The sequence below is a fragment of the Sphingomonas sp. Leaf22 genome (assembly GCF_001421715.1).
Lineage (GTDB): Bacteria > Pseudomonadota > Alphaproteobacteria > Sphingomonadales > Sphingomonadaceae > Sphingomonas.
Genome location: NZ_LMKP01000044.1, coordinates 200,066 through 219,681, shown reverse-complemented (window position 1 = coordinate 219,681; position 19,616 = coordinate 200,066). Strand labels below are relative to the sequence as shown.

Annotated in this window: 18 protein-coding genes and 1 riboswitch; of the genes, 16 read left to right on the top strand and 2 right to left on the bottom strand. The window is 68.3% G+C overall.

Going from position 1 to position 19,616, the window contains the following annotated elements:
• Positions 1-9 precede the first annotated feature (9 nt).
• A riboswitch (cobalamin riboswitch) is annotated at positions 10-210 on the top strand.
• A 135-nt stretch (positions 211-345) separates the two neighbouring features.
• The 11 genes from ASE70_RS18255 to ASE70_RS18205 are packed head-to-tail and all read left to right on the top strand — an operon-like array spanning position 346 to position 11,002.
• Positions 346-2,283, top strand: coding sequence for a TonB-dependent receptor plug domain-containing protein (locus tag ASE70_RS18255; RefSeq protein ID WP_056507829.1), 1,938 nt, complete (start codon positions 346-348; stop codon positions 2,281-2,283).
• On the top strand, positions 2,283-3,242 hold the full coding sequence (locus ASE70_RS18250; RefSeq protein ID WP_056507826.1) for an aminotransferase class I/II-fold pyridoxal phosphate-dependent enzyme: 960 nt from the start codon (positions 2,283-2,285) through the stop codon (positions 3,240-3,242). Before ASE70_RS18255 ends, ASE70_RS18250 begins: the two co-directional genes overlap by 1 nt.
• A complete protein-coding gene (cobO, locus tag ASE70_RS18245; protein ID WP_056402179.1) occupies positions 3,239-3,850 on the top strand; it encodes a cob(I)yrinic acid a,c-diamide adenosyltransferase in 612 nt (203 codons plus the stop codon). The genes ASE70_RS18250 and cobO overlap by 4 nt, the downstream gene beginning before the upstream one ends.
• A complete protein-coding gene (locus tag ASE70_RS18240) occupies positions 3,847-4,653 on the top strand; it encodes a helical backbone metal receptor (RefSeq protein ID WP_235520061.1) in 807 nt (268 codons plus the stop codon). Before cobO ends, ASE70_RS18240 begins: the two co-directional genes overlap by 4 nt.
• Positions 4,650-5,612: a FecCD family ABC transporter permease gene (locus ASE70_RS18235; protein ID WP_082439057.1), complete on the top strand. Its 963-nt coding sequence runs from the start codon at positions 4,650-4,652 to the stop codon at positions 5,610-5,612. Before ASE70_RS18240 ends, ASE70_RS18235 begins: the two co-directional genes overlap by 4 nt.
• A complete protein-coding gene (locus ASE70_RS18230) occupies positions 5,609-6,379 on the top strand; it encodes an ABC transporter ATP-binding protein (protein WP_056507824.1) in 771 nt (256 codons plus the stop codon). Before ASE70_RS18235 ends, ASE70_RS18230 begins: the two co-directional genes overlap by 4 nt.
• Complete coding sequence (cbiB, locus tag ASE70_RS18225) at positions 6,379-7,248, top strand: adenosylcobinamide-phosphate synthase CbiB (RefSeq protein WP_056507894.1); 870 nt, start codon at positions 6,379-6,381, stop codon at positions 7,246-7,248. The genes ASE70_RS18230 and cbiB overlap by 1 nt, the downstream gene beginning before the upstream one ends.
• The gene (locus ASE70_RS18220) at positions 7,236-8,693 is read left to right on the top strand and encodes a cobyric acid synthase (RefSeq protein WP_056507822.1); all 1,458 of its coding nucleotides are present in this window, start codon (positions 7,236-7,238) and stop codon (positions 8,691-8,693) included. The genes cbiB and ASE70_RS18220 overlap by 13 nt, the downstream gene beginning before the upstream one ends.
• Complete coding sequence (gene cobT / locus ASE70_RS18215) at positions 8,690-9,694, top strand: nicotinate-nucleotide--dimethylbenzimidazole phosphoribosyltransferase (protein ID WP_056507820.1); 1,005 nt, start codon at positions 8,690-8,692, stop codon at positions 9,692-9,694. The genes ASE70_RS18220 and cobT overlap by 4 nt, the downstream gene beginning before the upstream one ends.
• Positions 9,684-10,457, top strand: a complete 774-nt coding sequence (locus ASE70_RS18210) for an adenosylcobinamide-GDP ribazoletransferase (protein ID WP_235520058.1) — start codon at positions 9,684-9,686, stop codon at positions 10,455-10,457. Before cobT ends, ASE70_RS18210 begins: the two co-directional genes overlap by 11 nt.
• Positions 10,454-11,002 carry a histidine phosphatase family protein gene (locus ASE70_RS18205; RefSeq protein ID WP_056507818.1) on the top strand — a complete coding sequence of 183 codons (549 nt, stop codon included), beginning with the start codon at positions 10,454-10,456 and terminating at the stop codon, positions 11,000-11,002. The genes ASE70_RS18210 and ASE70_RS18205 overlap by 4 nt, the downstream gene beginning before the upstream one ends.
• Here ASE70_RS18205 and ASE70_RS18200 read toward each other — a convergent pair.
• On the bottom strand, positions 10,987-11,829 hold the full coding sequence (locus tag ASE70_RS18200) for a glycoside hydrolase family 16 protein (protein WP_082451132.1): 843 nt from the start codon (positions 11,827-11,829) through the stop codon (positions 10,987-10,989). The two genes, ASE70_RS18205 and ASE70_RS18200, sit on opposite strands and share 16 nt — an antisense overlap.
• A gap of 132 nt (positions 11,830-11,961) precedes the next feature.
• Between ASE70_RS18200 and ASE70_RS18195 the strand changes: the two genes are divergently transcribed.
• From ASE70_RS18195 to ASE70_RS18180, 4 genes are all read left to right on the top strand, one after another.
• Entirely contained in the window at positions 11,962-12,672 is a 711-nt protein-coding gene (locus tag ASE70_RS18195) for a dienelactone hydrolase family protein (RefSeq protein ID WP_056507817.1), read from the top strand.
• A gap of 62 nt (positions 12,673-12,734) precedes the next feature.
• Complete coding sequence (msrB, locus tag ASE70_RS18190) at positions 12,735-13,178, top strand: peptide-methionine (R)-S-oxide reductase MsrB (RefSeq protein WP_056402511.1); 444 nt, start codon at positions 12,735-12,737, stop codon at positions 13,176-13,178.
• Between the two features lie 169 nt (positions 13,179-13,347).
• On the top strand, positions 13,348-16,137 hold the full coding sequence (locus tag ASE70_RS18185; protein WP_056507815.1) for a TonB-dependent receptor: 2,790 nt from the start codon (positions 13,348-13,350) through the stop codon (positions 16,135-16,137).
• The gene (locus tag ASE70_RS18180; protein WP_056507813.1) at positions 16,137-17,165 is read left to right on the top strand and encodes a phytase; all 1,029 of its coding nucleotides are present in this window, start codon (positions 16,137-16,139) and stop codon (positions 17,163-17,165) included. The genes ASE70_RS18185 and ASE70_RS18180 overlap by 1 nt, the downstream gene beginning before the upstream one ends.
• 229 nt (positions 17,166-17,394) lie before the next feature.
• Here ASE70_RS18180 and ASE70_RS18175 read toward each other — a convergent pair whose 3' ends face one another.
• Positions 17,395-18,513, bottom strand: a complete 1,119-nt coding sequence (locus ASE70_RS18175; protein ID WP_056507811.1) for an ROK family transcriptional regulator — start codon at positions 18,511-18,513, stop codon at positions 17,395-17,397.
• A 139-nt stretch (positions 18,514-18,652) separates the two neighbouring features.
• Here ASE70_RS18175 and ASE70_RS20830 point away from each other — a divergent pair, with 139 nt between their 5' ends.
• A complete protein-coding gene (locus ASE70_RS20830) occupies positions 18,653-19,615 on the top strand; it encodes a TonB-dependent receptor plug domain-containing protein (RefSeq protein WP_056507809.1) in 963 nt (320 codons plus the stop codon).
• The last annotated feature ends 1 nt before the right edge of the window (position 19,616 follow it).

Sequence of the window (19,616 nt, the reverse complement as noted above, 5' to 3'; positions counted from 1 at the left end):
ATGCGCTCTAAGGGCGCGGATGCGACAGGTTCCCAGAAACGGGATGAAAAGGGAACCCGGAAGCGCGTTTTGGACGCGCCATCCGGGGCTGCCCCCGCAACTGTGACCGGCGAGCCCTGCTCCCCCGTGTGCCACTGGACTTTTGTCCGGGAAGGCCGGGCAAGGCGACGACCCGGAAGCCAGGAGACCTGCCCGTCGCGGTTGTCCTTCGCGCGGACGGGGTGTGCCGGGCGATCGAGGGTTTCCTCGCGTGACGACGTCGTTGGGGGTCGTGCGCGCATGGGAACAGCCTGTTCCGGCGGCATCGGTGCGCGTCCCCTTGGTTATGTCAGGGGGGAGTGCCTCATGAAGATTTCGAAGACCCGTTTGCTGTTGCTGCCGTGCCTGTTCGCGGCGGCCCCGGCCTTTGCGCAGAGCGCGCAATCGTCGCTCGGCCTCGAACGCGTGGCGGGGGAAGGCGACGAGATCGTCGTCACCGCCAACCGCGAAGCCCGCCCGGTCGATACCGTGGGGCAGGCGATCACCGTGCTCGACCTGACCACCATCGAACAGCGGCAGGCGGTGGTCGTGTCCGACCTGTTGCGCCAGACGCCGGGCGTCACCGTCACCCGCAACGGCGGCATCGGCACCACGACCAGCGTCAACATCCGCGGCGCCGACAGCGACCAGACCGTGGCGCTGATCGACGGCGTGAAGCTGAACGACCCGTCGTCGCCGGGTGGCGGGTTCAACTTCGGCAATCTGCTGATCGGCAATATCGCCCGGATCGAAGTGCTGCGCGGGGCGCAGTCGGTGCTGTGGGGCAGCCAGGCGATCGGCGGCGTCGTCAACCTCATCACCCGCCAGCCGACCGACGATCTGTCGATCAACGTGCGCGGCGAGGGCGGCTCGTTCGGTACCGGACAGGGGTTCGCCAACATCTCGGGCAAGGCGGGGCCGGTATCGGCCAGCATCGGCGGCGGCTTCCTGACCACCGACGGCATCTCGGCCTATGCGCCGGGTCGCGAAAAGGATGGCTATCGCAGCTATGGCGCGAACGGTAGCGTGTCGGTGGCGCTGGCCGACAGCGTATCGGTCGATGTCCGCGGCTTCTATTCGAACGGACGGACCGAGATCGACGGCTTTCCCGCGCCGAGCTTCAGCTTCGGCGATACCCGCGAGTACGGCGATGCCGAGCAATGGACCGGCTATACCGGCCTGAACGCCGCGTTGTTTGACGGGCGGTTCCGCAACCGCGTCGGCTATGCCCATACGTCGAGCAACCGGACCAATACCGACCCCGATGGCACGCCGACCGAGACGTTCCGGGGGAAGGGGCGCAACGACCGTATCGACTATCAGGGGTCGTTCGACGTGACGGACGCAGTGTTCGCGACCTTCGGCGTCGAGCGCGAGGTGTCGCGCTTCACCACGTCGAGCTTCGGCGGTCCGACTGCTACCGGTCGCGCGCGGCTGCTGGGCGTCTATGGCCAGTTGGCGGTGACGCCGATCGAGAACCTGACGCTGACCGGCGGCGTGCGGCATGACGACCATAATGTCTTCGGCGGGGCGACGGTGTTTTCGGGCAGCGGCGTGTGGTCGCCGAACGCCGGCAGCACTGTGTTCCGCGCAAGCTATTCGGAAGGGTTCAAGGCACCGACCCTGTTCCAGTTGCAGAGCGAATATGGGAATGCGGCGCTGACCCCGGAACGTTCGCAGGGCTGGGATGCGGGCATTACCCAGCGCGGACTGAACGGCGCGGTCGAGGCGAGCGCGACATGGTTCGATCGCACGTCGAAGGATCTGATCGCGTTCGTCTCGTGCTTCGGCGTGACGACCGGCGTCTGTGTCGGCAAGCCGAACGGCACCTATGACAATATCGCCCGTGCCGAGGCGAAGGGTGTCGAAGTCGCGCTGAAGCTGCGGCCGGTCGAGGCGTTCACCGTCGTGGCCGCCTATACGTGGCTGGACGCCGAGAACCGGTCGGCCGGGACCGCCAATTTCGGGCGCAAGCTGGCGCGGCGGCCAGCCGACAGCCTGACCGTCAACGCCGATTATCGCTGGGCGTTCGGTCTTGGCGTCGGCGCGACCGTCACGATGATCGGCGACAGTTTCGACAATGCGTCGAACGCGCGGCGACTGGACGGCTATGTCCTGACCGATTTGCGCGCGTCGTTCCCGGTGACCGAGCGGATCGACGTCTATGGCCGCGTCGAAAACCTGTTCGACGAACGCTATCAGACGATCTTCCAGTACGGGACGCCGGGACGCGCTGCCTATGGCGGCGTGCGGCTCCGCTACTGATGCACGACCTCGCCGAATTCTGTGCGCATGGCGGGCGGGTGACCGCCGCCATGCGTGCGTTCGGCGGAGACGACTGGATCGACCTGTCGACCGGCATCGCGCCATGGGCGTATCCCCATGGTGCGATCGATCCGGGCCATGACCGGCTGCCCGAACCGGATGAACTGGCCGAACTCGAACGGGTGGCGGCGCAGGCGTTCGGGGTCGCCGATCCGGCGTCGGTGGTCGCGGTGCCGGGCACCGATCTGGCGCTGCGGTTGCTGGCGGTGATCCTTGCCGCCAGGCGACCGGCGGTGGTGCGACCGGGCTATGCCGGCCACGCTGCTGCATGGCCGAACGCAAGCGCGGTGGCGGCGCTCGGCGATCCGGGCGATGCCGATCTGCTGGTGCTGGCGAGCCCCGCCAATCCCGATGGCTTCGTCACGCCGGCGGACGATCTGCGTGCGGTGGCAAGGCGGATGACACTGGTGGTGGACGAAGCCTATGCCGATCCCGTGGGCGGTCTGGCGGCGGAGGCGTCCGACCGGCTGATCGTGCTGCGATCGTTCGGCAAATTCTATGGCCTGCCCGGATTGCGGCTGGGCTTCGTCCTTGCCGGGAGCGGGGTGGCGGGCGCGCTGCGTCACCTGCTCGGCGACTGGCCGGTGTCGAGTGCGGCGGTGCGGATCGGGGCGGCGGCCTATGCCGATCGCGCCTTTGCCGACGCACAGGCAGAGCGGATCGCGACGGTCGGCGCGCTGCTCGACCGTGTGCTGACCGGGGTCGATATCGTCGGCCGCGCGCCGCTGTTCCGGCTGATCGAGGCCCGCGACGCGCACGCGCTGTTCCGCCATTTGTGCAACCATGCCATCCTGACCCGACCGTTCGCCGACCGGCGCGACCGGTTGCGGATCGGCCTGCCACCCGACGACGCGGCATTGTCGCGCCTGACCACCGCCCTAGCGGAGTTTCCCCGATGACCGAGACGCCCGACGATCACGCCCGCCACAATGCACGGATGCAGCGCATGGCGGTGGCGCGCGAAAAGATGCAGGCGCGCCGCACGCTCGAACGCGGGCTGCTGATCGTCCATACCGGCAATGGCAAGGGCAAGTCGTCGAGCGCGTTCGGCATGGCGATCCGCAGCATCGGCTGGGGGATGCGCGTCGCGATCCTGCAGTATGTGAAGGGCAAATGGGAGACGGGCGAGCGCAACTTCTTCGACGCCCATCCCGATCTCGCCAGCTTCGAGGTGATGGGCGAGGGGTTCACCTGGGAAACGCAGGACCGCGCGCAGGACATCGCCGCCGCCCGTGCGGCATGGGAACGGTCGAAGGAGATGATCCTCGACCCCGCGATCGATTTCGTCATCCTCGACGAACTGAACATCGTGCTGCGCGACGATACGCTGCCGATCGCCGAGATCGTCGCGTTCTTGAAGGACCGGCCGCTCACCAAGCATATCTGCATCACCGGCCGCAACGCGAAGCCCGAGCTGCTCGACCTCGCCGATCTGGTCACCGAATTCGGCGAGGTGAAGCATCCCTATCATGCCGGGTTCAAGGCGCAGAAGGGCGTCGAATATTGATCCGTCCGCTCGCCCTGTTGCTGGCGGCACCCGCGCTGGTGTCGGCCGCGCCGCGTGCGCCCCGGATCGTGTCGATCAATCCGTGCGTCGATGCGGTGCTGCGCTTCGTCGCCGACCCGGCGCAGATCGTCGGCATCAGCCATTATTCGCGGGATACGCGGGCAACCTCGGTGCCGCTGGCATGGGCGCAGCGGTTCAAGGCGACGTCCGGGACGGCCGAGGAAGTGGTCGCGCTGCGTCCCGATATCGTGCTGGCCGGTCCGCATGTCGAACCGGCGACCATTGCCGCATTGAAGCGGCTCAAGATCGCGCTGGTGCAATATCCTGTCGCGGAATCGGTGCCGGAAAGCATGGCGCAGGTGCGTGAGATTGCAGCGGCCACGGGCCATGCCGACCGCGGCCAGATGCTTGCCGCCCGCATCGCAGCATCGGCGATCCCGTCGACCACACGCCCGGTCGGTGCGCTGGTTTGGCAGGGGAACGGGCTGGTGCCGGGGTCAGGCACGCTGACCGACGATCTGCTGAACCGCGCCGGGTTTCGCAACATGAGCGCCCGCTACGGCCTGAAGCAATGGGATATCCTCCCGCTCGAATATCTGGTCGCCGATCCGCCGCGTGTGCTGCTGTCGACCGCGCCGGAGGGCGTGCAGGATGACCGCATGACCGGGCATCCGGCAGTGCGGCGGCTGGGGAAGCATATTACCGTCGCCGCATACCCCACGCGGTTGATGAATTGCGGCGGGCCGACGATCATCGCGGCGATGGCGCGGTTGCGACAGGTGCGCGCGCAGGTGACGTCGTGAAGCGGCTGACCCTCGGCCTGCTCGTCCTGATGCTGATCGCGGCCGCGTTGTCGGTGGCGGCGGGGAAGGTGTGGGTGCCGTTCGACGCGTGGACCGCCGACGATCCGCGTTCCATCATCATCGTCGAACTGCGCCTGCCGCGCACCGTGCTGGCGCTGCTGGTGGGGAGCGCGCTGGGGCTGTCGGGGGCGGTGATGCAGGGCTATCTGCGCAATCCGCTGGCCGATCCGGGGCTGTTCGGCGTGTCGTCGGGCGCGGCATTCGGGGCGGTGATGGCGCTGTATTTCGGCTATGCCGCGCAGATGTGGCTGCTGCCCGGCTTCGCGCTGGTGGGAGCAGGGGTGACGATGGCGCTGCTGGCGCTGATCGCGGGTCGTTCGGGCAGCCTGATCCTGTTCACGCTGGGCGGCATGATCCTGACCAGCATTACCGGATCGCTGACCGCGCTGGCCATCAGCGTCGCGCCGACGCCGTTCGTATCGTCGCAGATCGTGACGTGGCTGATGGGCGCACTGACCGATCGCAGCTGGGACGATGTGCTGGTCGCCGCGCCGCTCATCGTTGCGGGTATGGGCGTATTGGCGCTGACCGCGCGGTCGCTCGACGCGCTGACGCTGGGCGAGGCGGCGGCGCGGTCGATGGGCGTCGATCCGGCGCGGCTGCAACGGCTGGTCATCGCCGGCGTCGCGCTGACGGTCGGCGCATCGGTGGCGTCGGCGGGAATGATCGGGTTCGTCGGGCTGATCGTGCCGCATATGGTGCGGCCGTTCGCCGGCAATCGTCCATCAGCAATCCTGCTGCCCTCGGCGCTGGCAGGGGCGGTGCTGCTGACCTTTGCCGACAGTCTGGTGCGGCTGGCCCCGACGGTCAGCGAATTGCGCCTCGGTATCGCCATGTCGATGCTGGGCGGGCCGTTCTTCCTCTATCTGCTGTTCGCGATGCGGCGGAGGCTGGCATGACCGATCTGGTGGCCGATGCGATTTCGCTGATGCTCGGTGGCAAGCGCGTGCTCGACGATGTGTCGTTCGCGTTCCGGCCGGGGCGGGTGACCGCGCTGCTGGGGGCCAATGGCGCGGGCAAATCGAGCCTGCTCGCCTGCCTCGCCGCGTTGCGCCGGCCGGATAGCGGTGCAGCGCGGCTGGGTGGGACGGACGTGCAGGCGATCGACCGGCGGGCGCGGGCGCGGGCGATCGGGCTGTTGCCGCAATCGGCCGACGTGCATTGGGACATCGACGTCGCGACGCTGGTCGGCCTCGGCCGGTTCGCGCATCGCGGCCGCTGGGGTGAGACGCAGGCCGACCGCGCTGCGGTGGCGGCGGCGCTGGCGGCGACCGACATGACCGGGCTGGCCGGGCGGGGCGTCGAGCGGCTGTCGGGCGGCGAGCGCGGTCGCGCGCTGCTGGCGCGGGTGCTGGCCGGGGAGCCGGACTGGCTGCTCGCCGACGAACCGCTCGCCAGCCTCGATCCCGCGCATCAACTGGATGTGCTGGCGCGGTTGCGCGGGGTCGCGGCGGGCGGCCGGGGCGTGGTGCTGGTGCTCCACGACCTGCATCTGGCGGCGCGGGTGGCGGACGACGCCGTGTTGCTGAAGGACGGGCGGATCGTCGCGTCGGGAGCGGCGGACGACGTGCTGACCGCGCCGGCGATTGCGGAGGCCTATGGCATCGATGTCGAGATCGGCCGCACGGCGCAGGGCCATCGTTACATCCTGCCGGTCGCGCGGTGATCGTGCTGGCGGCGCTGATCGTCGAGGCGGCGCTCGGCTATCCGCGCCGCTGGTGGCATCCGGTGATGGGCGTTGGCGCGCTGATCGGATGGTTCGAACGGCGCTGGAACCGGCGGCGGCGGCTAGAGGGGGTGGCGCTGGTCGTCCTGCTGGTTGCGCTGTCGGTCGTGCTGGGTCTGGCGATCGAGCGGTTGGGGACGGTCGTCACGACATTGGTCGCCACCACGGGGCTGGCGCAGCGCAGCCTGCACGATCATGTCGCGGCGGTGGCACGGCCGTTGATGGCGGGCGATCTTGCGGCGGCACGGCAAGCGGTGGCGATGATCGTCGGGCGCGATACGGCGGCGCTGGACGAAGCCGGCGTCGCGACGGCGGCGATCGAAAGTCTGGCCGAAAGTTTCTGCGACGGGGTGGTCGCGCCGGCGCTCGGGCTGTTGCTGTTCGGGCTGCCGGGGCTGTTCGCGGTGAAGGCGATCAACACCGCCGATTCGATGGTCGGGCATCGCACGCCGGCGCTCGGCGCGTTCGGCTGGGCGGCGGCGAAAGCCGACGATGTCGTCAATTTCGTGCCGGCGCGGCTGGCGGGGGCATTGATCGCGCTGGCCGGACGCGGCGGCTGGCACGCGATGCTGCGCGACGCGCGCCACCATGCTTCGCCCAATGGTGGCTGGCCGGAGGCGGCGATGGCGGGGGCGCTGGGGCGGCGGCTGGGCGGGGCGGTGAGCTATGATGGCGAGCCGACGCAGCGTGCGGTGCTGGGCGACGGGCCGCGGCCCGATGCCGGCGATCTGACCTGTGCGCTCGGCATCTATCGTACCGCCTGCCTGTTGCTGTGGCTGCTGGTCGGGGGCGTCGCATGGCTGCGGTAATGATTCAGGGGACCGGATCGGATGTCGGCAAATCGGTGCTGGTCGCCGGGCTGTGCCGGCTGCTGACCGATCGCGGCCTCAGAGTGCGCCCGTTCAAGGCGCAGAATATGTCGAACAACGCTGCCGTTTGCGCCGATGGCGGCGAGATCGGCCGGGCGCAGGCGTTGCAGGCGATGGCGTGCCGGGTGCCGCCGACTACGACCATGAACCCGGTCCTGCTGAAACCGCAGAGCGACCGCACGTCGCAACTGGTCGTCGGCGGGCGGGTCGCGGGCACGATGGCGGCGGGCGATTACCGGCGGCGGCGGCCGGAATTGCTGGCGGAGGTGCTGGCGGCCTATCGCCGATTGTCGGCCGATGCCGATATCGTGGTGGTCGAGGGCGCGGGATCGCCCGCCGAGATCAACCTGCGTGCCGGCGACATCGCGAACATGGGCTTTGCGCGGGCGGCGGGGGTGCCGGTGGTGCTGGCCGGCGATATCGATCGCGGCGGGGTGATCGCGGCGCTGGTCGGGACGCAGGCGGTGATCGACCCGCAGGACGCGGCGATGATCCGCGGCTTCCTGGTCAACAAGTTTCGCGGCGATCCGGCGCTGTTCGACGATGGTCGCGCGGAGATCGTCGCGCGGACCGGCTGGCGCGACATCGGGCTGGTAACATGGCTAGCGGACGCCGCGCGCCTGCCCGCCGAGGATGCGGTGGCGCTGGGTCGCGGGGCCGAGCGCGGCGAAGGCCCGCTGATCGCGGTGCCGATGCTGTCGCGCATCGCCAATTTCGACGATTTCGACGCGCTGGCGCACGATCCGGCGGTGCGGCTGCGGATGATCCCGCCCGGCCAGCCACTGCCGGGCGATGCCGCGCTGGTCATCCTGCCGGGGACCAAGGCGACGATCGCCGACCTCGCGTTCCTGCGCGAACAGGGGTGGGATATCGACCTTGCCGCGCATGTCCGGCGCGGCGGGCAGGTGCTGGGGATTTGCGGGGGGTATCAGATGCTGGGGGCATCGATTGCCGACCCCGACGGGATCGAGGGACCGGCGGGGCGGGTCGCCGGGCTGGGTCTGCTGCCGATCGATACGGTGATCGCGGGGGTGAAAACGACGCGGCCGATCACGGGGACGTTGGTCGATGGTGCCGCGTTCGCCGGGTATGAAATACATGCCGGCGTCACGACCGTCGCGCCGGGCGCGCCGCCGCTGCTGCGCTTCGCCGATGGGACGCCGGACGGTGCAGTCGCGCGCGACGGGCAGATCGCCGGTTGCTATGTCCACGGCCTGTTCGATGCCGCCAGCGCCCGCGCGAGCCTGTTGCGGCGGATCGGCGCACAGGCCGACCCGCTCGACCGGCGCGAGGGTATCGACGCCGCGCTAGACGGGGTGGCGCGGGCGCTCGAAGCGGCGCTGGATATCGACGCATTGCTGGACATTGCCGGGGAGGCCCCATGATCGACGACATTCGCGCGCATCTCGACGCGCTGGCCAAACCGCGCGGGGCGATGGGACGGCTGGAGACGCTGGCGACCGAGCTGGCGCTGACGCAGCGGCGGATCGACGCGCGGACCTCGCCCCGACAGGCGGTGTTGTTCGCGGGCGACCATGGCTGTGTGGCGGAGGGCGTGTCGGCATGGCCGTCCGAGGTGACGGCGATGATGGTCGCGACCATCCTGTGTGCCCAAGCGACCAGCAACGCGCTGGCCGCTGCCGCCGATTGCCCGTTGCGGCTGGTCGATGTCGGCATGACGGGTGCGCGGGTCGCGGGACCGTCGTTCTTCCGCGATGCCCGCGTGGCCGACGGCACCGCGCCGCTGGGGACCGGGCCGGCGATGACCGTGGCGCAGTTCGATGCGGCGTGGGGTATCGGTGCCGGCGAGGCGGAGCGCGCCATCGACGAAGGCGCGGTGCTGCTGATCGCCGGGGAAATGGGGATCGGCAACACGACCCCGGCCGCCTGCCTGACCGCGCTGCTGACCGGACTCGACGCGCAAGCGGCGGTCGGGCGCGGGGCAGGGGCGGACGACACGGTGCTTGCCGCCAAGCGCCGCGTCGTTGCCGTAGCGACCGACCGCGCACGGGGCGTGGTCGATCCGCGTGCAGCGATCGCGTCGGTCGCGGGCTATGAAATCGCGGGGATGGCCGGCTTCTATGCGGCGGGCGCAGCGCGGGGGGTGACGCTGCTGCTCGACGGCTATGTCGCCACCGCCGCCGCCTTGATCGCGCAGACGCTCGCGCCGGGCAGTGCGAAGGCGATGATCGCGGGGCATCGTTCGGCCGAGCCGGGGCATCAGGCGGCGCTTGCCGCGCTCGGGCTGACGCCGGTGCTCGACTGGGAGATGCGGCTGGGCGAGGGAAGCGGCGCGCTGACGGCATTGCCGCTGCTCGATGCCGCGTCGGCGCTGCTCAACGACGTGGTGCGGCTCGATCAGATCGGGGCGGATCGTGCCGACTGACGTGCCGCGCTGGGCCGCGCCGTTGCTGGCGGTCCAGTTCCTCACCCGGCTGCCGGTGCCGATCCTCGCCCGGCTGACGGCGCAACAGGCGGCGGCGGGGCTGGCGCGGGCGATGGCGTGGCTGCCGCCGGTCGGCACGCTGATCGGCGCGGTGACGGCGGGGGTGTTCGTCGTTGCCGGCTGGTTCTGGCCGCCACTGGTCGCGGCGACGCTGGCACTGATCGTCGAGGCGTTGCTGACCGGCGCGTTTCACGAGGATGCGGTCGCCGATTTCTGCGATGCGTTCGGCGGCACCGCGTCGGGCGAGCGCGCGCTGACGATCATGAAGGACAGCCGCATCGGCAGCTATGGCGCGCTCGGGCTGGCGTTGAGCGTGGTGCTGCGGATCGCGGCGATGGTCGCATTGCCGGCCCCGGTCGCGGCGGCGGCGATCGTCGGCGCGGCGACGGCGGGGCGGCTGTGCGCGGTGACGCTGGCGGCGATCGTCGCCCCGGTCGGCAGCGGCGCGGGGATGGCGGTGCGTGCCGGGCGGATGCCGCCGGGGCGGCTGGCGCTGGCGGGGGTGCTGGCGCTGCCCGGCCTCGCGCCGATCCTGTGGCTGCGGCCCGGCGCGACGGGAGCGGCGTTTGCCGCAATGCTCCTGTTGTTGCTCTGGCTGCGCCGGTTCCTTGTCCAACGGATCGGGGGGAGTACCGGCGACTGTCTCGGCTTCGCGGCGGCGATGGGGCAGTTGGCGCTGCTGCTGGCGGTCGCCGCGCGGTGAAGGTGTTGCTGCTGCGCCATCCGCCGGTTGCGAAGGCTTGGGCTGGGCGCTGCTATGGCCGTTCCGACATGGGGTGGAGTCGCGAGGGCCAGACACTGGCGGCGCGGATCGTCGCCGACCTCGCCGCTACCGCGATCGACGCGATCGTCCATTCGGGCGCACTCCGCACCGGGCGGCTGGCCGAGCGGATCGCGCGCGGCGGCGACATCGTCGTCACGACCGATCCCCGCTGGCTCGAACGCGACTTCGGCAAGTGGGAGGGCCGGTCGTGGAACGCGATCTGGCGCGAGACGGGGGCGGAGATGGACCGGATGATGACCGATCCCGAAACCTACCGCCCCGGTGACGGGGAGAGCGGACGCGACCTTGCCGAGCGGGTGCTGGCCGCATGGGCGGCGCTGCCCCGCGAACCGAGCGTGCTGGTCGTCGCGCATGGCGGACCGATCGCGACGCTGCGCGCGGTGCTCGGCGGCCATTCGCTCGCCCGCGCGGTCGACTTCATCCCCGCCTGTGGTGAGATCGTCGCGCTTCAGCGCCGCCAGTAGCGGACATGATCGACCTGCATCGATTGCGGGAACTTGCTGTCGTCGATGCCCATCTTGCCGCCCCAGTCGCCGCCGACCGCGACGTTCAGGATCAGGTCGAACGGCCGGTCGAACGGCCATGCCGCGCGCCCGCCCGGCTGGTCGTTGGCGACGCGCATATAGCCGCGCCCGTCGATGCCGATGGTGATCGCCTGCGGGGTCCAGTCGAATTGGTAGTTGTGCCATTGGCCGCAAACGTCGGTCATCTTGCGCGATCCGCCGCGTTGCGTGCCCCGGGCGTGGTTGAATTTGGCCGTGTGCAGCGTCGCATGGACCAGATCGGGTTCGTAGCCGACCAGTTCGAGGATATCGATCTCGCCCTCGTCGGGCCATTTGCCATCGGGCGGCAGCATCCACAGCGCCGGCCAGATGCCACGCCCGCACGGCAGCTTCGCGCGAATGTCGTAAAAGCCATAGCCCATCGGCTTCACCGACACGATCCGGGCGGAGGTATAGTCCTGTCCGCCGGAATCGCCGCCCTTCGGTTTCTCCCGCCGCGCCTCGATCACCAGCGCGCCATCGGCGATCCGGGCATTGGCAGGGGTGTCGGCGGGCGCATAATATTGCCGCTCGTTATTGTACCAGCCGTCACGATTGCGGCTGGTATCGAAGCGCCAATGGGCGGGGTCGATGGTCTTGCCGGTAAATTCGTCGGCAAAGGTCGGCGCGCCGGCGGGTGGCGCGATGGCGATATCGACCGCATGGTTGCTGGCACCCAGCGTCGGGGCGTCCTGCGCCACCCCGGCGGTGGCGATCCCCGCCGCCATCGTCGCCCACACCATCCACATCGCGCAACCTCCTGCAATCGCGCCCGTATTCCGGCGCTTCGCCGGCATCGTACGAAGCGGACCCGGCCACGCGCAACCCCCCAGCCGGTCCGACCGTTCAGCGCGCGACTTTCCCATCATGGAGCAGGACGAATGACGGTGCAGCAGTTCGACTATCGCGACGGCGACACGGTGTTGCAGGCGGGCGTGGTGTTCCCCGCCGGGGACGGCCCGGCCCCCGCCGTGCTGATCGCGCACCAATGGGCCGGACGCGGCGAGGACGAGCATCGGACTGCCGAGCGGCTCGCCGAACTTGGCTATGTCGGCATCGCGATCGATATGTTCGGCAAGGACGTGCAAGGCGATCCGGCGGGCGACAACAGCCATCTGATCGGCCCGTTCCTGTCCGATCGCGCCGCGTTGTTGCAGCGGATGCGCGCAGGCGTTGCGTTCGCCGCGTCGCTCGACCGGGTGGACGCGACGAAGATCGCGGCGATCGGCTATTGCTTCGGTGGGCTGTGCGCCCTCGACCTCGCGCGCGGCGGGGCCGACGGCGTGGTGGGCGTGGTCAGCCTGCACGGCATGCTCGATGGCAACGATCTGGGCGGTCACGGCCCGATCGCGGCGAAGGTGCTGGTCGAACATGGCTGGCAGGACCCGATGGCCGCGCCGGACAAGGTGCTGGTCTTTGCCGAGGAAATGGGCGCGCGGCATGCCGACTGGCAGTTGCACGCGCATGGCCGGGCGATGCACGCCTTCACCAACCCCCATGCCGCTGCGCCGGAGAAGGGCATGGCCTATGATGCCGATGCCGATCGCCGGTCCTGGGCGTCGGTCGTCGCGTTCCTCGGCGAGTTGTTCTGACCGGCTTTGCGAACCCGCCGTCGCGCCCCCATCTATCCGGCACCTCAGTACGGAAGCCCATGATGACCGAATATCGCAAGACCGAGGCGGCAATCGCCCGCCTGACTCCCGAACAATTCCATGTGACGCAGGAGAGCGGCACCGAACGGCCCGGCACCGGCGAATATCTGCACGAGAAGCGCGCCGGCCTCTATGTCGACATCGTGTCGGGCGAACCTTTGTTCGCATCGGCCGACAAGTTCGATTCGCATTGCGGCTGGCCGAGCTTCACCAAGCCGATCGAGCCCGCCAATGTCGCCGAACTGAACGACACGACGCACGGCATGGTCCGCACCGAAGTCCGCTCGGCGGGCGGCGACAGTCATTTGGGGCACGTCTTCCCCGATGGTCCGCGTGATCGCGGTGGCCTGCGCTACTGCATCAACTCCGCTGCGCTGCGCTTCGTCCCTCGCGAAGCGATGGAGAGCGAAGGCTATGGCGCGTATGTCGATCAGGTAGAGGGATAGACGAACTACGCTCCCTTCTGGTCACGAAAGGCGGGCGCTGTTGCCGATCGGCAACAGCGCCCGTTGTAATGATTACGTAACGCGGCCGTAACCGTCGTTTCACCCCCCGACGTCAGGGGCAGCCCCAAGGCGGGAGCGTTAACGCTCCCCTAACAAGGGGCTTTCTGACATGGTTGGTATCTTCGCCCGGTCCTCGCGGGCCGTCGTCGTGCGCGCATTGCTGACGGGCGCGGCGTTCCTGCCCGTCGCCGCGCTGGCCGATCCGGTCGAGGATATGCCGGTCGTCGCCGATCCGGTGGCCCCCGAAGAGGAACAGGAAATCGTGGTGCGCGGCAGCCGCCCGATCGCCGAATCCGAAGCCGCCGCGCTCGAAATCCAGCGCAACAGCACCGCGCTCGTCTCGGTCATCGCCTCCGACGCGGTCGGTCGCCTGCCCGACCAGAACATCGCTCAGGCGATCAGCCGCCTGCCCGGTGTCGGCGTCGAGCGCGACCAGGGTCAGGCCCGCTACGTCAACCTGCGCGGCGCGCCGAAGCGCTGGACCACGCTGTCGTTCGACGGCGTGAACGTCGTCAGCCCCGAAGGTCGCGCCGCCCGGTTCGATTCAATTCCGTCGGCGATCGCCAAGCAGATCATCGTCCGCAAGGCGGTGACCCCGGACATGGTCGGCGAAACCATTTCGGGCAATGTCGACATCATCACCCGTTCGGGTTTCGACCAGAACGGGTTCCATGTCGCGGGCAAGGCCGCCTATGGTCTGGTCGAACTGGGCGACCGTCGCGAATTCGAAGGATCGCTGGTCGTGTCCGACCGGTTCGACACCGGCATCGGTGAATTCGGCATTGCCTCGTCGGCCAGCTTGTACCGGCGCGGCATGGTCACCGACAATTTCGAGACCGATTGGGAAACCGTGGCGCAGGACGCGCGGCCGGGCTTTGCCGACCGCATCTGGGCACGCGAAACCGAGAACAAGCTGTATCGCCTCGTCCGCAAGAACTATGCGCTGTCGACCCGGCTCGACTGGAAGCCGTCGCCCGACCACCGCATCTTCGCCGAAACCATCTATTCGGCGTTCCAGGACGACGAACAGCGCAACAACTATATCTTCGATCTCGACGATCAGCAGTCACGCCTGTCGACCGCAACCGCTGCCTGCGCGGTCAATGCGACGCCGGCCACCGGCACGACCGGCTATGCAGATATTTGCACCGGCAACACCCCGCTTCAGGGCACGGTGTACGGTATCGATCTGAATTCGAACTTCACCGTGCGCGCGTACAAGCAGTCGGTGTTCACCAACACGCTGGGCGGTGACCATGATCTCGACACGTGGCGCGTATCGTGGCGGGCCAATTATAGCCGCTCGATCGACGACCGGACCCAGCCCGCACAGTTGAACTATGACAGCCCGTCGTTCGGCACCAACGGCGCGAACGCCGCCAACCGGCTGACCGTCGGCTACGACTTCACCGATCCGCAACTGGCACGCGTCCAGCTGTTCCGGACCATCCGCAACACCAATGGCACCTTTGCCCGCGGTGCCCGGGTGACCGCGATCGAGGATTTCCCGCGTTCACTTGTCCGCCTGCGCTCGCTGCTCGCGGCCGACACCACCGACGCCTATACCGCGCGCCTCGACGTGCAGCATGATGTCGACGGACTGTTCGGCGACAAGACGACCTTTGCGGTCGGCCTGCGCTTCGACGATCGCACCAAGTCGGTCGACGAACGCCTGCTCGACCTGAACACCGCCGCGCAGTTCGCCGCCGCCAACATCCCGACCGGCTATGGCCAGATCGCGATCCCCGGCGGATTCCAGGGCGAAATCCCGCTGGGCTACACCTTCCAGTATTTCGGCAAGGACCAGCTCCTCGACCTCGTCGACCGCGCCAAGACGGTCGGCCGCTATGTCGACCAGACCGCCAACCTGTATGACGTGAACGAGCGCATCTATTCGGGCTATGCGATGGCGACGGTCGTCACCGAATGGGGCAATGTCGTCGGCGGCGCGCGGATCGAGCATATCCGCAATGACTCCGGCGCGTTCGGCACCGGACCGCAGCGTCTCGAAGTGAAAACCAGTCAGACGCTGGTTTATCCGAGCCTGCACATCAACTACGACGTGGATGAAAATACGAAGGCGCGGCTGTCGTTCAGCACCGGCGCAGCACGCCCTGATTACGATCAGCTTCGTCCGAACCTGTCGATCAATGACGGAAACTTCACCATCGAGGGCGGCAATCCGGCAGCGAAGCCGGAAAAGGCGATGGGCGTCGACGCCTATGTCGAATATTATGCTGTCCCCAGCGGTTTCCTGTCGTTCGGCGCCTATTACAAGAGATTGCGTGGCGTACTGTTCGACACGACACGGACGGTTGGCAATGATCTGTTGAACTTCGGCGGCGTCGACCGGTCGCAATACCTGTATTCGACCATCGACAATGGCGGCGACGGCTCGATCCTCGGTGTCGAGGGCGCGATCCAGCAGCAGCTCGATCCGTTCGTGACCGATCTCGGCCTGCCCGACTGGGTAGGCGGCTTCGGCGTACAGCTGAACGCCACGCTCAACCGCAGCCGCGCCGAGACCCCCGATGGCCGCCGCGTACCGCTGCCGGGTGCGTCGAACGCGGTGTACAATATCGGGGCCTATTACGAGAAATACGGCTTCTCGGCGCGGGTTCAGTATCAGAACCGCTCGCGATGGCTCGATGACTTAGGTGCGTTCGATGTCATCAACGGTGTCAATCGTGGTGTCGACGGCGGCGACTTCTACTGGGCAAAGGATAACGAACTCGACGCCTCGCTGCGCTATGCGGTCACCAGCCAGGTCGAACTGTTCGGCAATTTCAGCAACCTGCTGAACGGTCCCGGCCGTCGCTACGTCCGCGACGCCCGCTACACGATCGAGCGTGAGACGTTCGGCCGCCGCTATCAGGCCGGCGTGCGGGTGAACTTCTGATGCGGCGGTTCGCGGTCGCGGCGTTGCTGCTCGGCGGGTGTGCGGTAACGCCCCCGCCGCCGGTGACGCCGAATGCTGTGCCGATGGTCGCCGCAGTGGCGGAGACCGATCCGGTCGACACCGCTGCCGACGCCGCCGACGATCCCGCCATCTGGCGCAACCGGCGCAATCCGGCCGCTAGCCTCGTGATCGGCACCGATAAGCAGGCCGGTATCCATGTCTATGCGCTGTCGGGCAAACGGCTGAGCTTCACGCCTGCCGCGCGGCTCAACAATGTCGACCTGCGGGACGTTGGCGGCAGGGTGATCGCCGTCGCCAGCGACCGTGCGGACGTTGGCGAGGCGCATGTCGCGCTTTTCACCCTCGATACGGTTGCGGGCAAGTTGGTGCCGATGGGCCGCTATCCGGTCGGTCCCGGCGAAGCCTATGGCATGTGCCTGTGGACCCGCGCGCGCGATCACGCGCTGTTCGGCTTCGTCGTGATGAAGGACGGCCGCATCGATCAGGTGTCGATCGACACGACCGGCGCGACGCCGCAGGTCCGCACCGTGCGGTCGATAAAGGTCGGCACGCAGGCAGAGGGCTGTGTGGTCGACGACCGGACGGGGCTGCTCTACGTCGCCGAGGAGGATATCGGCCTGTGGCGCTTCGCCGCCGATCCCGCCGCGCCCGTCACCGGCATGGCCGTCGCGAAGGTCGACGGCACGACGCTGGTCGCCGATGCCGAAGGGCTGGCACTGGCCCCTAAGGGCCGCGATGGCGGCTATCTGGTCGTCAGCAGCCAGGGCGACAATGCGTACACCCTCTACCGCCTGCCGGGCGTCACCTATGCCGGCCGTTTCCGCATCGGCGGTGGCGCGATCGACGGGACCAGCGAGACCGACGGCATCGACCTGATGCTCGGCGATTTCGGCCCCGGCCTGCGCCACGGCCTGATGGTCGCACAGGACGGCGACAACGCGCCGGAGACGCAGAACTTCAAATTCGTCGCGTGGGACAAGGTGCGAAAGGCGCTGCGGCTGCGCTGAACGGTTTGGCGATCGGCAGCAGACGACTGCCCCGCGCATCCTCATGACCAGCGCGGGGACGCCTTGTGTGGCCGAAACGCGCCATGTCGCGACGGGCAGCGTCGATGCAGGCATCATGGCCGGCGCGCAGTTCGGCATCGGGGGTCTCGACGCGCCGTGCGGCCTCGGCGAAACTTATAGTCGTTCGCCGTTGTTCTTGGCCCGAGCCGCCGCCTCCGCTTTTCCCAAGCTATGGGTGGAAAAGATCCAGCACGGGAATCGAAGCGGCTCCGATCGCTCCCGCGCGTGCGGCCAGCAACGACGGTCGGACGATCGGGGCCTGACCGGCGAACCGCACCGGGGCGTTTTCGGACGGAAAACCGGTGGCGCGTGCCACCTTGGCCAACAGCCGGGCAGGCAGGCGGCCACCCACGATCATGAAGGCCGGGTCGATCAGATCGGCGACGTGACGAAGGACGGGAGCGAGTTGTCCGCCTGCCCGAACGCACCACGCCTCCACTTCCCCCGGATGCTCGTCGGCGATGGCGTCCAGCGCATCGAAGTCGCCGGCCGCGATATCGCGCCTACGTAACGTCTCGAGCAGATCCTGTCCCGAGGGGCGCGGCGCATCCAGCGGGAAGAACGTGCCGAGCGGGCCGGCGTTGAAATGCGCGCCGCGATACAGGCGATTGTTGAGGAAAAGACCGCCACCGACGCCGTGTCCGATGTGGATCAGCAGGAAGTCGCGGCACCCCCGACCCAATCCGGCAAGCCGTTCGCCCATCGCGCTGGTACGTCCGTCATTCTCGATAAAAACCGGTTCCGCGAAGCGCGACTGAAAGAATGCGTGCGCATCCAGCTGATCGAATGCCGGGAAATACCGGTGTGCCTGAAGCTCCAAGGTGTCGACGCGGAAATCGCCGGGAAGCGCAAAGCCCAGCCCGATCAGATCCGCGGTGCCGATAGTCGCCTGTGTGCGTGCCGCTGCCAGCGCGAGGCGAGCAACCTCCGCGACCGCATCGGGGGTCGGCTCGGTCAGCCGTGCCCGGTGAAACGCGACTTCACGCCCCGTAATGTCGATGATCGCGACATCGAGATAGCTGTGCGAAAAGCTGACCCCGGCCGAATAACCGGCATTTCCCCGAATGCCGACCGGGCGGGCGGGCTGTCCCCGGGTTCCCCGGGTCGCCTCCCCTTCCTCGACCAGTCCGTATCGGTCGAGACTGGCGAGCATCTGGGTGATCGCCGGTCGGCTCACCCCGATCCGCCGGGCAAGTTCGCTGCGCAGCATCGGCCCGTCATCGAGCAGCAGGGCGGCAAGCCGGCGGTCCGCTATGGTCAGCGATCGAAGGGGGGACAGGGAAGCCATCCCGGTCGCGTCTATCCAAATGGCAGCCTCACGCCAAACGAGTATTAAGTTAAGTGTACTTAATAGCGTCATGATCGCGGGGTAGGGAGCCGTCGACCCGGTGCGATCCGTTGCACCGCTTCGATCCAAGGGGGATATCGTGACCATCACCATTCAGCGCCGCGCCGGCTTGCTCGCCAGCGCGATCTTCATCGCCGTACCGGCGACTGCCCAGACCGTGGCCGGCGATCCCGGCGGGCAGGCGGGCGCGGCGATGGCGACCGCGCAGCCGGACGTCGAACCGCAGAACGACATTATCGTCACCGGGCAGCGCCGGCTCAGCCGCGCGCCGCAGGACGCGAAGCGTTCCAGCCTCGCGATGGTGGACAGTGTCGGCGCGCTCGAAATCCAGAAGCTGCCCGACCAGACCATCGCCGACGCGCTGGCACGCGTGCCGGGCGTGTCGCTGCAGCGCGGCTTCCAGTTCCAGAAGGGCTGGTATGCGACGATCCGCGGTCTCGACAGCAACTATAACAGCGTCGATCTCGACGGTGGCATGTTCTTCGATTCCACGCGCAACGACCGCGCCGTCTATCTCGACACCGTGCCGGCGATGGCGATCAACGAACTGGTCGTCACCAAGACGGTGACGCCGGACATGGACGCCAACTCGATCGGCTGGCACCTGTCGATCAACACGCTGCGCGCGTTCGATCTGGGCGGTGCGGCGGTGACCAAGGGCGACTTCGGCCTCAACCTGTTCGACAAGGGCGGCGCACCCGACCGCCACGGGCCGGGCAAGATCGGCAACCTCGTCGTCAAGCGGACCTTCGGGGCCGACGGCGACTTCGGGTTCGTCGGTGCGGCGTCGTGGCATGACGATCGCTACAGCCAGACCTACAACAACACTTCCGCCTATATCGTTCGGGCGGGATCGACGTGCCGACCTGCGCGCTCCAGCGCGGCGATTTCGACATTCACGACAAGGGCTACAGCTTGCTCGGCAAGCTGGAAGCGCGCTCGACCGATCGCTTCTATGGCTTCGTCGAGGGCACCTATTTCAACAGCGACATCGTCCAGAACAATTATCGCGGCGGAACCACGGTCAACGCGGCCAATGTGAC